The organism is Paraburkholderia sp. BCC1886 (genome assembly GCF_900996245.1).
In the GTDB taxonomy this organism is placed as follows: Bacteria; Pseudomonadota; Gammaproteobacteria; order Burkholderiales; family Burkholderiaceae; genus Paraburkholderia.
On sequence record NZ_CAAJGK010000048.1, the window covers coordinates 81399 to 95769 of the forward strand.

Annotated in this window: 13 protein-coding genes; 9 read left to right on the top strand and 4 right to left on the bottom strand. The window is 64.0% G+C overall.

Annotated features, from left to right (window positions below; genetic code table 11):
- Nucleotides 1–43: 43 nt before the first annotated feature.
- Nucleotides 44–937 (bottom strand): LysR family transcriptional regulator ArgP, encoded by an 894-nt coding sequence (locus tag FQ746_RS16850; RefSeq protein ID WP_144110502.1) that lies wholly within the window; start codon nucleotides 935–937, stop codon nucleotides 44–46.
- 97 nt (nucleotides 938–1034) lie between these two features.
- On the opposite strand from FQ746_RS16850, the gene FQ746_RS16855 reads away from it, so the two are divergent.
- Nucleotides 1035–1658, top strand: coding sequence for a LysE/ArgO family amino acid transporter (locus FQ746_RS16855; RefSeq protein WP_144110503.1), 624 nt, complete (start codon nucleotides 1035–1037; stop codon nucleotides 1656–1658).
- Between the two features lie 7 nt (nucleotides 1659–1665).
- Here FQ746_RS16855 and FQ746_RS16860 read toward each other — a convergent pair whose 3' ends face one another.
- Nucleotides 1666–2163: a DUF523 domain-containing protein gene (locus tag FQ746_RS16860; protein WP_144110504.1), complete on the bottom strand. Its 498-nt coding sequence runs from the start codon at nucleotides 2161–2163 to the stop codon at nucleotides 1666–1668.
- Between the two features lie 216 nt (nucleotides 2164–2379).
- Here FQ746_RS16860 and FQ746_RS16865 point away from each other — a divergent pair, with 216 nt between their 5' ends.
- Entirely contained in the window at nucleotides 2380–2541 is a 162-nt protein-coding gene (locus FQ746_RS16865) for a DUF1328 domain-containing protein (protein WP_144110505.1), read from the top strand.
- A gap of 269 nt (nucleotides 2542–2810) precedes the next feature.
- On the top strand, nucleotides 2811–3680 hold the full coding sequence (locus tag FQ746_RS16870) for an EamA family transporter (protein ID WP_144110506.1): 870 nt from the start codon (nucleotides 2811–2813) through the stop codon (nucleotides 3678–3680).
- A gap of 45 nt (nucleotides 3681–3725) precedes the next feature.
- Here the strand turns inward: FQ746_RS16870 and rfbC are convergent, their stop codons facing one another.
- Nucleotides 3726–4277: a dTDP-4-dehydrorhamnose 3,5-epimerase gene (gene rfbC / locus FQ746_RS16875; RefSeq protein WP_144110507.1), complete on the bottom strand. Its 552-nt coding sequence runs from the start codon at nucleotides 4275–4277 to the stop codon at nucleotides 3726–3728.
- Between the two features lie 124 nt (nucleotides 4278–4401).
- Nucleotides 4402–5400: a GlxA family transcriptional regulator gene (locus FQ746_RS16880; protein ID WP_144110508.1), complete on the bottom strand. Its 999-nt coding sequence runs from the start codon at nucleotides 5398–5400 to the stop codon at nucleotides 4402–4404.
- A 692-nt stretch (nucleotides 5401–6092) separates the two neighbouring features.
- Between FQ746_RS16880 and FQ746_RS16885 the strand changes: the two genes are divergently transcribed.
- The 6 genes from FQ746_RS16885 (at nucleotide 6093) to FQ746_RS16910 (ending at nucleotide 14352) form a co-directional block, all read left to right on the top strand.
- The gene (locus FQ746_RS16885; RefSeq protein ID WP_144110509.1) at nucleotides 6093–6467 is read left to right on the top strand and encodes a hypothetical protein; all 375 of its coding nucleotides are present in this window, start codon (nucleotides 6093–6095) and stop codon (nucleotides 6465–6467) included.
- Nucleotides 6468–6588: 121 nt separating this feature from the next.
- The gene (locus FQ746_RS16890) at nucleotides 6589–7512 is read left to right on the top strand and encodes a LysR family transcriptional regulator (protein ID WP_144110510.1); all 924 of its coding nucleotides are present in this window, start codon (nucleotides 6589–6591) and stop codon (nucleotides 7510–7512) included.
- A 16-nt stretch (nucleotides 7513–7528) separates the two neighbouring features.
- Nucleotides 7529–8203 (top strand): response regulator transcription factor, encoded by a 675-nt coding sequence (locus FQ746_RS16895; protein WP_144110511.1) that lies wholly within the window; start codon nucleotides 7529–7531, stop codon nucleotides 8201–8203.
- A gap of 195 nt (nucleotides 8204–8398) precedes the next feature.
- The gene (locus FQ746_RS16900; RefSeq protein ID WP_144110512.1) at nucleotides 8399–11647 is read left to right on the top strand and encodes an efflux RND transporter permease subunit; all 3249 of its coding nucleotides are present in this window, start codon (nucleotides 8399–8401) and stop codon (nucleotides 11645–11647) included.
- Nucleotides 11637–12863: an efflux RND transporter periplasmic adaptor subunit gene (locus FQ746_RS16905; RefSeq protein WP_144110513.1), complete on the top strand. Its 1227-nt coding sequence runs from the start codon at nucleotides 11637–11639 to the stop codon at nucleotides 12861–12863. Before FQ746_RS16900 ends, FQ746_RS16905 begins: the two co-directional genes overlap by 11 nt.
- On the top strand, nucleotides 12856–14352 hold the full coding sequence (locus FQ746_RS16910) for an efflux transporter outer membrane subunit (RefSeq protein WP_144110514.1): 1497 nt from the start codon (nucleotides 12856–12858) through the stop codon (nucleotides 14350–14352). Before FQ746_RS16905 ends, FQ746_RS16910 begins: the two co-directional genes overlap by 8 nt.
- Nucleotides 14353–14371: the final 19 nt, after the last annotated feature.

The following is a 14371-nucleotide window of genomic DNA, read 5'->3' on the forward strand; positions in this document are numbered from 1 at the left end:
ATGGGAGCCGTGGTGATAGTCTCGCAGGACGCTCCGCGAAAAATCAGTCGAGAAATTCCGCCGCGCGTTGGCGCAACTCGGCGCCGAAGTCGTCCAGCCAGCCGATCGACAGTCGCCAGCTTTGCCAGTACAGATCGACGTCGATCGGCTTGCCGGGTGCCAGTTCCACCAGTTCGCCATCGGCCAGTTGGGCGGCGATCATGCGCTCGGGGCACATCCCCCAGCCGAGCCCGGTCGCGCAGCCGCGCAGAAATCCGGCGACGTGCGGAATCCAGTGCAACGGCGGGTCGAGTTCCGCCCGCGTGATGCGGCGCATGAAACGCTTCTGCAACTGGTCCTTCGGATTGAAGTCGATGCACGGCGCGCGCCGCAATGTTTCGCGCGCCACGCCGTCGGCGAAATGACGGGCGAGGAAGTCCGGCGAACACACCGCCAGATAACGCATACGCCCGAGCCGGGTCGACCGGCAGCCCTGCACCGGCTCGGCCTGCGTGGTGACCGCGCCTTGCACGCTGCCGTCGCGAATCCGCTCGGCCGTGTGATCCTGATCGTCGATCACCAGGTCGAGCAGCATCTCGCGCTCGACACAGAACGGCGCGACCGCGTCGATAAACCAGGTGCCGACGCTATCGTCGTTCACCGCGACGCGCAGCGCCGGCCATGCTTCGACCAGCGTGCCGGGCAGCGCCGGCAACTGGCCGCCGAGTTCCGCCTCCAGCAGTTGCACCCGCTCGGTATGACGGCACAACAGCGCGCCGGACGGCGTCGCCACACAGGGTTGACCGCGCTTCACCAGCACGCTGCCAACCCGCTCTTCGAGCAGCTTGATGCGCTGCGAGACCGCCGAAGGCGTCACGTTCAGTTCGCTCGCCGCGCGGTCGAACGAACCGTGGCGCACCACGGCGGCGAGCGCGTCGAGCAGCGCATAGTCGAGCATTAGCGTTCCTTAATCGGCGTTAGAGTAATTAGCTTCTCTTATGAGCGGCCAGCCCGCAGACTAGCGCCCTTCGCTGTCCTCGTCTACTGGATCGACTATGAACTGGCTGTCCTTCTCGCATGGTGCCGCGCTGTGCGCTTCGCTGATCGTGACGATCGGCGCGCAAAATGCCTTCGTGCTGCGCCAGGGCATCATGCGCTCGCACGTGGTCAAGATCGTCGCGCTGTGCGCATTGTCGGACTGCATCCTGATCGGCGCGGGCGTGGGCGGCGCATCGGTGCTGGTGGAGCGTTACCCGGTCTTCGTCCACGCCATGCTGTATGTCGGACTCGCCTATCTCGTGTGGTTCGGTCTAAACGCGCTACGCCGCGCCGTACGCCCGCAGCATGCGGTGCTCGATACGGAAGAAGACGGCGGCAGCGCACCGCCGGCGCAGCGCGCACTACCCATCGTGCTGATGACGCTGGCCTTCACCTGGCTCAACCCGCACGTGTATCTCGACACCTTTCTGCTGATCGGCACGGCCGGCGCTCGCGAGCCGGACGGCGCCCGCGTTGCCTTCGCACTGGGCGCCATGGCGGTGAGCGTGAGCTGGTTCATCGGTTTGGGTTACGGGGCGCGCGCGCTGGCGCCATTGTTTCGCCGCGCGAGCGCGTGGCGGGTACTGGATGGCGCGATCGGCAGCATGGTGTTGCTGCTGGCGTTCACCCAGTTGCGGTGATTCTTCTTTAAGCGCCGCTCGCGCCGGCGAGTTCGCGTGCGAGTTCGGCGATCTGCGCCTCCGCGAACACCTGAATTCCATGCTGTCGCAACAAGGCGGCCGTTACACCCGCCCCGGCATGCGTCGCGCCGCTGAACTCTCCGTCGTAGATGAACGTGCTGCCGCATGAGGGACTACCGTCGGCGAGCAGCGCATAGCGGCAGTTTTCCGCCTGGGCACGCGCGAGAGCAATCCGGGCGCCGGCCACGAACTGCGCGGTGACATCCGCGCCCGTGTTCTCGTGGATCGTCGCCCGTGCGGCCAGCACGTCGGCGCCGCTGCGGCGCCACTGGATCTCCGCGGGCGGACGCGGCGTCGGCAATCCGGCCGCCACTTCCGGACAGACCACCACCAGTCGTCCTTCATCGCGCCACTGCGCGAGCCACGCATCGCGCGCAGTTTTCGCCCGGCCGTTGTAACGGACGGGATGGCCAAGCAGACAGGCACTCACCAGAATCTTCAGCATATCGATGCAGCGTCGCGACGACGCGACACGGGAATTCGGAGCGCCGATTGTACCGGGGCCGCCGGCCCTGACCTCACCGCCACCGCATGCGGCGACTGGTTGGGCACACCTATTGCTGTAGTCCGCTCGCCGGCAAATAAACCGTCAAGGCACGCGGTGCTCGTGACGAGTCGCCGTTTTTCACTTCAATCCAGCAATCCATCGGTGGGAGGCCCCATGCTTCGATACGCTGCAATTTTCCTTGTCATCGCAATCATCGCCGCGGTGTTCGGCTTCGGCGGCATTGCCGCCGGCGCGACGGAAATCGCCAAAGTCCTGTTCTTCATCTTCGTCGTGATCTTCCTGGTCACGTTGCTGATGGGCGTGATGCGACGCTGACCGTAGGGTCGAAAGCATAGGCTGACCAGCCGACCGCCCCGTTGCGCGCAGCATGATCGATTGCAAAAGTTGCTGCTGTCGATTGCAAAAGTTGCTGCCCGCAGCGGGGTTTTTACCGCCCTTCCCGCGTTGTTCGCACTTCTTCGCCGATTCCCTCCCTCGACCTGTCTGCGGTACGTGACGAAAGCTCACGGTATCCCTTCGCATCCATCGATCGTCCTGCCGTTAAGATAGCGCCCACGCTTCGGCTCGTACGCTCATCGACGATCATGCAAAACACCTCCACTGCTCCATCGCCCGCGATCAAAACTGCTACCGCCGGCGCAGCGCTGCTTTGCGTTCTGTCGATGTCGAGCGTGCAGTTCGGCGCGGCGCTGTCGGCGCCGACCATGGCCAGTTACGGTTCACTGAGCACCACCTGGCTGCGCCTGAGTTGGGCAGCCGTGGTGCTGGCCGTGTTGGTGCGACCGCGCCTGTTCAGCTATTCGCGCGCGCACTGGATGGCGGCATGTGCGCTGGGCGCGGCCATGGCCGGCATGACGATGTGTTTTTTCGCCGCACTGCAACGTATTCCGCTCGGTCTCGCCGTGGCGATCGAGTTTCTCGGCCCGCTGACCGTGGCCACCTTATCGGTACGCAGACTACGCGCGCTGCTATGGCCCGTGCTGGCGATTGCCGGGGTCGTGCTGCTCTCGCGCGAGCACGGTGGCTGGATCGGCGAGCCGGTCGGCGTGCTGCTCGCGTCGTGCGCCGCGCTCGGTTGGGGAAGCTACATCGTGCTGATGAAAAAGACCGGCACGCTATTCGCCGGTCTGGAAGGTCTGTCGGTCTCGCTACTCGCCGCCGCGCTGGTGGCGACGCCGATCGGACTCGCGCAGAACGGCGGCCACGTTGCGCTCGCACAGATCGCGGCCACTGCGGGTCTCGCGTTACTCGTTCCGCTGTTGCCGTATGCCCTGGAGATGATCGCGCTGCGGCACCTGCCCGCCGCGTCGTTTGGGATCCTGATGAGTGTCGAGCCCGCCATCGGGGCACTCGCCGGCTTCGTCGTGTTGCATCAGCCGATGGGCTCGCTGCAGATTGCCGGCATGCTGCTGGTGGTGACGGCGAGCGTCGGCGCGGTGGTGAGTGCACGCTGAGCGTCTCGCAGAAGGACACGCTCACGCTCACGCTCACGCTCACGCTCAGGAAATATTTTCGGCCTCGTAAAGACGGCGCCCGGCCGCATCCTTCGCGGCGAGCGTCGGCTCGAAATCGATCGGCCATTCGATGCCGATGTCCGGGTCGCACCAGAGCAGGCAGCGCTCGAGTTCGGGGAACCAGTATTCGGTGGTTTTCCACAAGCACTCGGCGGCCTCCGACAACACCACGAAGCCATGCGCGAAACCCGGCGGCACCCAGATTTGCCGCTGGTTCTCGGCGCTCAGATACGTGCCGCTCCATTTGCCGAACTGCGGCGAGTTGAGTCGCACGTCGACGACGACATCGAACACTTCGCCCACCACGACGCGCACGAGTCGCCCTTGTGGTCGCTGCACCTGATAATGCAGACCGCGCAGGACGCCGCGTACCGCGCGAAGGTGACGGTCCTGCACGAAGTCGAAACCCGGTAAGACGTCTTCGGCGAACTCGTCCGCACTGAAGCTCTCGAAAACAAAGCCGAGCGCGTCTCGGAACACGTCCGGCTCGATCAGCTTTACGTCCGGCAACGACGTCGCCATCACCTTGTTGGCCATTGCTGCTTTGCTCGTAAGAGACTGCCAACGAAGACGCGGCCGCTTGCGGCCGCGTCTAACGATACTGCTCGTACGATGCGTCAGCGATGCACCTACCCGCTGACGCCGCGCGCGTGACGTTCTGTCACGACGCCTCGTTCGCGATGCGGCTGCGAGCACGATACTCCGTGGGCGACAACGACATGCGTTTGCGGAAGATTTTCGCCAGACGGTCGCCGTTGCCGGTTCCGCTGCGGCGTGCAATCTTGTCGACCGGCAACTCGGTTTCGGTCAGGAAGTTGCAGGCAATGCGCAGCCGCACTTGCAGCAGATAGTCGGAAGGCGTGAGCTGCATTTCATGCTTGAAGCGGCGCAGAAAATTGCGTTCGCTCATTGCCGCTACCTGCGCGGCATCCGCTACGGAAACCGGCCGGTCGCAATTCGCTTCCATCCAGCGAGCCGCCGCACGAATCTTCTCGGCCACGCTGAGCGTGCCGCCTTCGGCCGGCAGCGGCACCCACGTCGACGCCATGCCCGGCATCACGCGGTCGGCCACGCTGCGGGCAAGTTCGGCGCCCAGATCGCGCTTGATGAACATCAACGCGCTGCGTGCACAGTCGTGACGGTCGTTCGAGGCATTGAAGGACGCCTCGGTCGCGGTGCTGCCCAGATAGCGGTTGATCTGCAGCGCGTCGGGGCCGGCCGGCACGGCGGCTTCCAGCACGAGACGGCCTTCGCCGATCGTTTCGATGGCGCGCGTGCGCGCCTGTACGGTACGCAGCCAGTTCAGCAGACGTTCGTCGCGCGCGGCCGCATGCGCGCCGAAGCCGCCCGCGATGAACAGCACGTCGAAACCGACGCCGAAGCGCGGTTCGATCCGGTCGGTCCAGATACGCGCCGACGACGAACTGGCGACACTGCCACCGTCGATCGACAGAAATTGCACTTCATAAGGCGGCTCTTCGCCAGCCCGTGAACTCGAAAGTTCGTTGGCGGTCTGGAACATCTCGACCACGGTGCCCGGCCCGAGCAGCCAGAACCCGTCGAACAGCAGCACGCCGATTCTCCGCGCAGCCGTGCGCACATTGGCGGTCGGTGTGTGCAGCCAGGTAATCCTCGCAGTGTCAAGGTGCATATGCGGCATGATGTTTCCCCAAACTGTCTTACGTTGTGGACCCCGATGCCCCCGTTGACTGGCCGAATTGGTTGAAATGATTATCGCGATTGAATTCGCCGGCCTTGCCGTTTTACGGATTAATCGTGATGTTAGCCGAATGCCTCGATATAGTAAATTTTAAAAACAAAACATTTTTGACGAATTCAATGTATGAAGAAATCCTTTATTGCGCGTTTCATATGAAATGCATAAAGGTGTTTGTAGGACGGCGATTCGATCTGTTGCGGGAATGTGGGACTGGGTTCTACGGACAAACCCGGCCACGCTGGCATGCGAAGGAATTGTTTCAAACGTGAAATAAAAAACTTCGCACATAATGGCAGGACAACGCGATTTCATTCGCAAATTGTGAATTTATACGCAAATAGCGTACGGTAATTTCCACTCGCATTCGATTGCGACGGATTAATCGAAGAGCAGAATTGCCGGAATATTCAAAAACGTTTCTAAACTGAAACATCGCAATGCCATTACGTCTGACTTAAGCGGAATCTTAAACGCCGGCGAGTGCGGTTTGCCGGCCGGGTTAGCCCAGACGTGGCCTGCGGCTCGCCTCGTAACTAAACAATCTTTCATGTGTGGATCGCGCTCTTTCAGAATTCCGCGCGCGTGGCGGCACGATAATTCCTGGACCGTGCTACCCGCCAAGGAGTCTCGACATGTCACGCCCCATGAGCATTGAAAGAGTCAATGAATACGGACAACAGGCTGTTCGCATCGCCATCGACAGCAACGCGGTCCTGGTGGAGGTCGCCGAGCTCGACGCGCTGATCGAACACCTCGGCGTGCTGCGCGCCGCGATGCGTCCCGAGGTGCCGAAGGAACCGTTGCGCACGCATCAATACGTGATCGAGGTGGACCCGTGCTGGCACACCGAGAAGCATCCGCTGCACGAAGGCGCGGTCATGTTTCTGCGGCATTCGGGTCTCGGCTGGGCGGGCTTCGCGCTGCCTACCGAAAGTCTCGCCAAACTTCAGCAAGCCCTCGCGCAGCACCTTGAGGCGTCGCAAGAAGTTCACGGCATGCTCAATTGAGCGACGGCGCACGATGTTCATGAACATTGCACAAAATTAAAAAAGACTTAATGCGCGCGGCGGCGCCGTTTTATCCGCGATCGCCGATCATGCACGTGTCGCCCTTCTCTACCGTGCTCTCATGAACCAGCTACAAGCGATGCGTGTCTTCACACGAGTGGTCGATCTCGCGAGCTTCAATCTTGCCGCGAGACAGTTAGGAATGTCGGCCGCGGCGGTCACGCGCAGCGTCGGCACGCTCGAGGCGCATCTGAACATGCGTCTGCTCAACCGCACCACGCGCAGCCTCTCGCTGACCGACGTGGGCCGCGAATATCTCGACGGCTGTCGCGCGATCATCGAAAAGCTCGACGAAATGGAGTCGAATCTTCTCGAAACCACGCGCGATCCACAGGGCACGTTGCGCATCGCCGCGCCGATGACGTTTGCGACCGCAGGCCTCGGCGGCCTGCTCGCCGCCTATCGCGCGCAGCATCCGCGCGTGGACTTCGACGTGACGACTTACGACACGCCCATCGATCTGGTCGAAGGCGGCTTCGATGTGAGCTTCAGCGACGACCGCCGCCTCGCCAATTCGTCGCTCGTGAGCCGCACGTTGATTCGCATGGACGAACTGACGGTGGCTTCGCCCAGCTATCTCGCCCGTCACGGCTCGCCGCGCGACCCTGCCGCGTTGAGCCGGCATGGGTTGCTGACCGTCTCCGACGGCTCGTCGCGCGCATGGGAATTCGCGGATACCGACGGTGTGTACCGCGTCAACACCGGTAGCGCGCTCACCGCGAGCAGCAGCGCGATGGTGCGGGTGGCCGCGCTCAATCACATGGGCATCGCGCTGCTGCCGATGCCGATCATCGCCGAAGATCTCGCGCGCGGCACGCTCGTGCCGGTGCTCGAACAGTTCGAGATCAGCGGCGGCACGCGCCAGGTATCGATTCTGTATTCCGGCCGCAACTATCTGTCGATGCGGGTGCGCAGCTTCATCGACTTCGCCGTCGCCCAGTACCGCGCGCCGGACCGTCCAGTCGCACTGCGGGCGGCCGCTTGAACCGGGCGCGCGCACCATGCCCAGAATCCTGACCATCGAAGACGACGACCTGATCGCCGACGACATCGTCCGTACCCTGAGCGCCAGCGGCTTTACCGTCGACGTCGCGCGCACCGGGCGCGAAGGCATGGCCAAAGCCATGGCGGGCGATTACGACGTGATCACGCTCGATCGCATGCTGCCCGACCTCGACGGCCTCACGATCGTCGCGACCATGCGTGGCGTCGGCATGGAAACGCCAGTGCTGGTGATGAGCGCCATGTCCGACGTGGACCAGCGCGTGCAGGGACTGCGCGCGGGCGGCGACGACTATCTGACCAAGCCCTTTTCGCCCGAAGAAATGTCCGCGCGCATCGAAGTGCTGCTGCGTCGCCGGCCGCGTCACGCGCAGGCCGAAACGCTGCTGCGCAGCGGCGCTCTTGAGCTGGACCTGGTACGACGCCGCGTCACCTATCGCGAGCGCGAACTCAACCTGCAACCCACCGAATTCCGCGTGCTCGAATTCATGATGCGTCACACCGGTCAGGTGCTGACGCGCACGATGATCTTCGAAGCGGTGTGGGGCTGCCGCTTCGACCCCGGCACGAATCTGATCGACGTGCACGTGGGTCGTCTGCGAAAAAAGGTCGACATCCCCGGCGAACGTCCCTTGATCCGCACCATTCGCGGCTCCGGCTATCTGTTCGGCTGACCGGTCTTCACCGGCGCTGCGACAACTCGCCTCACCCTCTACGCCGCTACCTAAATGTAGTTTCATTTGTTTAGCCGGTCACTGTTAGGCCCTGCTCCCCAGAATGCCGATACCGGGCGTTGCACCCAGCGTGTCTGCCCCAATCGCCACATGTCCGCGCAGATTCAATCGCGCCTCTGAACGGAGCAGCCTTCGATGTTAAAAATAGTCCGGTTAGCGTTGACCCGGCCCTACACGTTCATCGTGCTTGCCCTGCTGATCCTGCTGATCGGTCCGCTTGCCGCGTTGCGTACGCCCACGGATATCTTCCCCGACATCCGCATTCCCGTGATCAGCGTGGTCTGGAACTACGCCGGTCTGCAGCCGGACGATATGTCCGGGCGCATCGTCACCTACTACGAACGCACGCTCGGCACGACCGTCAACGACGTCGCGCATATCGAGTCGCAATCGTTTCGCGGCTACGGCATCGTGAAGATTTTCTTCCAGCCGACCGTGGACATTCGCACGGCGACCGCTCAGGTGACCTCGGTCTCGCAAACGGTGCTCAAGCAGATGCCGCCCGGCACCACGCCGCCGCAGATCCTGAACTACAACGCCTCGACCGTGCCGGTGCTGCAACTGGCCCTCACCAGCAACACGCTCGACGAACAGAAGCTGTCGGACTACGCGACCAACTTCATTCGTCCGCAATTGCTGAGCGTGCCGGGCGTCGCGATTCCGAACCCGTATGGCGGCAAGGTCCGCGAAGTACAGATCGACCTGAACCCGCAGGCGCTGCAGGCCAAGAAGCTCTCGGCCAACGACGTGGCCACCGCGCTCGCGCAGCAGAACCAGATCATTCCGGCCGGCACGGAGAAGATCGGCCGCTACGAATACAACGTCAAACTGAACAACAGCCCGCTCTCGCTCGACGAACTCAACGCGCTGCCGATCAGGACGGTGAACGGCGCGACCATCTACATCCGCGACGTTGCGCACGTTCGCGACGGCTATCCGCCGCAGGGCAACGTGGTGCGCGTCGACGGGCATCGCGCGGTACTGATGAGTATCCTGAAGAACGGATCGGCCTCGACACTGGACATCATCGCGGGCGTCAAGGCGCAGTTGCCGCGCGTCGAGGCCACGCTTCCGCCCGGCCTGAAACTCGTCACCATGGGCGATCAGTCCACCTTCGTGAAGGGCGCGGTCAGCGGCGTGGCGCGCGAAGGCATCATCGCGGCGGCGCTTACGTCGCTGATGATTCTGCTGTTCCTCGGCAGCTGGCGTTCCACGCTGATCATCGCCGCGTCGATTCCGCTCGCCGTGCTCGCCGCCATCGCCGGACTCGCGGCGGCGGGCGAAACGCTCAACGTGATGACGCTCGGCGGCCTCGCGCTCGCGGTCGGCATTCTGGTCGACGATGCGACCGTCACGATCGAAAACATCAACTGGCATCTCGAACACGGTAAGGAGGTCCGTCACGCGATCATGGACGGCGCCGCGCAAATCGTCGCGCCCGCCTTCGTCTCGCTGCTCTGTATCTGTATCGTGTTCGTGCCGATGCTGCTGCTCGACGGCATCGCGCGTTTCCTGTTCGTGCCGATGGCCGAAGCGGTGATCTTCGCGATGGTCGCCTCGTTCATCCTGTCGCGTACCTTCGTGCCGATGATGGCGCAATACCTGCTGCGCCCGCATGCGCCGGGCGGCCACGCGCCGGGTGAAACCGCCGCGGCTGGGCCGTCGCGCAATCCGCTGGTGCGTTTCCAGCGCGGCTTCGAACGACGCTTCGAAACCATTCGCGGCGGCTACCGGGTCGTGCTCGAACTCGCGCTCTCGAATCGCAAGGGCTTCATCGCCGGCTTCCTGATCGTGGTGGGCGCATCGTTCCTGCTCGCGCCGTGGCTGGGACGCAATTTCTTCCCGAACATCGATTCGGGCGAAATCGCGATTCACGTGCGTGCGCCGATCGGCACGCGCGTCGAAGATACCGCCGAGCAGTTCGATCTGATCGAAAACGCGGTGCGTCGCGCGATTCCGCCCGACCAGTTGCGCAGCATCGTCGACAACATCGGCTTGCCCAATAGCGGTATCAACCTGACGTACAACAATAGCGGCACCATCGGGCCGCAGGACGGCGACATCCTGATCTCGCTCAACGAGAATCACGGACCGACCGCCGACTACGTGCGCACACTGCGCGAAACGCTGCCGCGCCGGTTCCCCGGCACGACCTTCGCGTTCCTGCCCGCCGACATCGTCAGCCAGATTCTGAATTTCGGCGCGCCCGCACCAATCGATCTGCAAGTGGCAGGACCGAACCTCGCCGGCAACCAGCGCTACGCCACCGAAGTCATGCGCCGCATGCGCCTGATTCCGGGCATTGCGGACACACGCATCCAGCAGGCGTCGACGTACCCGCAATTGCGCGTGAACGTGGACCGCTCGCGTGCCGACGAACTCGGTATCACCGAACAGGACGTCACCAATTCGGTGGTGGCGAGCCTCTCCGGTACGAGTCAGGTGTCGCCGACGTACTGGCTCAATCCGAACAACGGCGTGTCGTATCCGATCGTCGCGCAGACGCCGCAATACCGGATGACGTCGCTGTCGAATCTCGACAATCTGCCGGTGACCGGCAAGAGCGGCCAGTCGCAGATTCTCGGCGGCATCGCAACGATTACGCGCGGTGTGGGCAGCGCGGTGGTTTCGCACTACAACATCGAGCCGCTGTACGACGTGTTCGCGACCACGCAAGGTCAGGATCTGGGCGCGGTGGCGACGAAGATTCAAAGCATCGTGAAGGACACCGCGAAGGACGTGCCGAAGGGCTCCGTCGTGACCTTGCGCGGTCAGGTGCAGACCATGAACAGCGCGTTCACCGGTCTGTTGCTCGGTCTCGCCGGCGCGATTCTGCTGATCTTCCTGCTGATCGTCGTCAACTTCCATTCGTGGAGCGATGCGTTCGTGATCGTCACCGCGTTGCCGGCGGCGCTCGCGGGCATCGTGTGGATGCTGTTCACCACGCATACGCCGCTCTCGGTGCCTGCGCTGACCGGCGCGATTCTCTGCATGGGCGTAGCCACCGCCAACAGCATTCTCGTGGTGAGCTTCGCGCGCGAACGGCTGGCCGCCACCGGCAATGCGCTGGTCGCCGCCATGGAAGCCGGCTTCACGCGTTTTCGTCCGGTGCTGATGACCGCGCTCGCCATGATCATCGGCATGGCGCCCATGGCGCTCGGTCTCGGCGACGGCGGCGAGCAGAACGCGCCGCTCGGCCGCGCCGTGATCGGCGGCCTGCTGTGCGCGACCTTCGCCACGTTGCTGTTCGTGCCGGTGGTGTTCAGCCTCGTGCACCGGAACGAGTCGAAAACCGGCCACGACGCGGCGCCCGAGCACGGCCCCGACCCCACATCGCCTGACGATCAATCATCATCCGAACCCGGAGTGCAACATGTCCACTGAGATCGAAATCAATTCGCCGAAGCGGCTGCGTCATCTGAAGCTCGTCGGTATCGTCGCGTTGCTCGTCGCAGCGGGCATCGTGGCAAGCGGCGTGACGAGCCGTCTGCACGCGAAGCGCGAACTGACGACCTGGTCCGCCGATCAGGCCGTGCCGACCGTCGTCGCCTACACCCCGAAACGCGATACCGACGCGCAGTCGCTGGTGCTGCCCGGTCACCTGTCCGCCTTCGTCAACGCACCGATCTATGCGCGCGTGTCGGGTTATCTGCATGCGTGGTACGCCGATATCGGCACGCACGTCAAAGCGGGACAACTGCTCGGCCAGATCGACACGCCCGACCTCGATCAGCAATTGCAGCAGGCCCGTGCCGATCTGCAGAACTCGCAGGCCAACGAGAAGCTCGCCGCGTCCACCGCGCACCGCTGGACCGAGATGCTCAAGCAGGACTCGGTGTCGCAACAGGACGCCGACGAGAAGACCAGCGACCTGGTCGCGAAGCAGGCCACGGTCGACGCTGCGCAAGCGAACGTGCGCCGCCTCGATGCGCTCGAATCGTTCAAGCGCATCGTCGCGCCGTTCGACGGCGTCGTGACTGCGCGCAAGACCGATATCGGCGCGCTCATCGATGCGGGCGGCGGCAGCGGTCCCGAACTCTTCGCCGTGTCCGACGCGAAGCAGTTGCGGGTGTACGTCAGCGTGCCGCAGGACGAAGCCGCCGCCATCAAACCCGGCATGACCGCCACGCTGAGCGTGCCTGAACGCCCGGGCATGAAGTTCGACGCGAAACTGGTCGATACCGACGATTCGATCGAAGCCTCGTCCGGCACCCTGCTCGTGCAACTGGCCGTCGACAATAAAGACGGTCTGCTGATTCCCGGCGAGTACACCGAAGTGCATTTCGCGTTGCCGGTCGACGCGCACGCCCTGTCGATTCCCGCCAGTTCGCTGATCTTCCGGCAGCAGGGTTTGCAGGTCGCGGTCGTCGGTCCGGACAATCGCGCGGTGCTCAAGCCGGTCACGATCGGCACCGACCTGGGCACGCACGTCGAGATCGCGACTGGCCTGAACGCGACCGATCGCGTGATCGACAATCCGCCCGACTCGCTTGCATCGGGCGATCCCGTTCGTCTTCAGGACAACGCCGCCGGCACGGGCAGGGGCACGGGCACGGCCGCGCTCGCGACCCGGCGAGCTTCGGAGGACACCCATGGATAAGCGCCGCTTGTGCATCGCGTTGACGGGCGCCGCAGTGCTGAGCGCCTGTTCGTTCGCGCCGCCCTATCACGCGCCGGCCGCCAGCCTACCCACCCACTTCAAGGAAGGCGGCGCCTGGCAACTGGCGCGACCGGCGGACCGGGTGCCGCGCGACGACTGGTGGACCGTCTACCGCGACCCGGTGCTCGATCGACTCGAAACGAAGGTGGCCAGTGCGAACCCCGATGTCGCCGCCGCAATCGCACGACATGACGAAGCCGTCGCGGACCTGTCGCAAGCACGTTCGGGATTCTTTCCCACCATCGGCGCCGACGCGTCGGTGGAGCGTCAGCGGCAATCGGACAACCGGCCGCTGCGCGGTGCGGATCAACCGTCGGTGTACAACACCGGGACCGTCGATGTGGGGATCAGCTACGACCTCGACCTGTGGGGCAAGATTCGCAACGAGGTCGCCGCCGGCCGCGCCGCGATGCAGGCAAGCGACGCCGATCTCGACTCGGTGCGCCTGAGTTTGCAGGCGAGGCTCGCCGATGCGTACTTCAATCTGCGCGGACTCGACGAGCAGCAGAAACTCCTCGACGACACGATCGACACGTATCAGCGCGCCCTCAAGCTCACGCTGAGTCGTCACGCCGGGGGCATCGCCTCGGACCTCGACGTGTCGCGCGCGCAGACGCAACTCGACACGGCGCGCGCCGCTGTCGACGACATCGCCGCGCGCCGCGCGCTGTACGAACACGCGATTGCGAGCCTAACCGGCACGCCCGCGTCGAACTTCGCGCTTGCGCCGGTGGCCGACGCCGGCTACCTGCCCGCCATCCCGAGCGGCGTGCCGGCCGCTTTGCTGCAACGCCGGCCGGACATCGCCGCTGCGGAACGACGGGTCGCACAAGCCAACGCGCAGATCGGCGTGGCGAAGGCCGCGTTCTTCCCCGACCTCTCGCTTGGACTCGACGGCGGCTATCAGAGCGACAGCCTGTCGCCGTGGCTGATGGCGCCGAACGAAATCTGGTCGGTCGGACCGAGTCTGGTCTTCACGCTGTTCGACGGAGGACGTCGCGAAGCGATGACCAACGAGGCGCGCGCGAAACTCGCGGAGAACGGCGCCAAATACAAGGCGACCGTGTTGCAGGCGTTCCAGCAGGTCGAAGACAATCTGGCGCAACTGCATCATCTCGGCGACGAGGCGACGCAACAGGATCAGGCGCTGGTCGCCGCGCAGCGCACGTTGCAACTGTCGATGTCGCGCTATCGCGACGGCGTGGTCAGCTATCTCGACGTCGTGACCGCGCAGACGACCGAACTCTCCACGCAGATCACGTCACTGAACCTCAATACGCGGCGTCTGCTGGCCTCGGTTGGGTTAATCGAGGCACTGGGTGGCGGATGGTCGGCGAATGGCCAGAGCGGGGCCGCTCGCGCCGATGTGGTTCGAACGGAAACAGCGCCTGCTGGAAAGACTACGGGAAAGCTCGCCTCCGCAAACTGAATGGCGAGGACACCGCAGC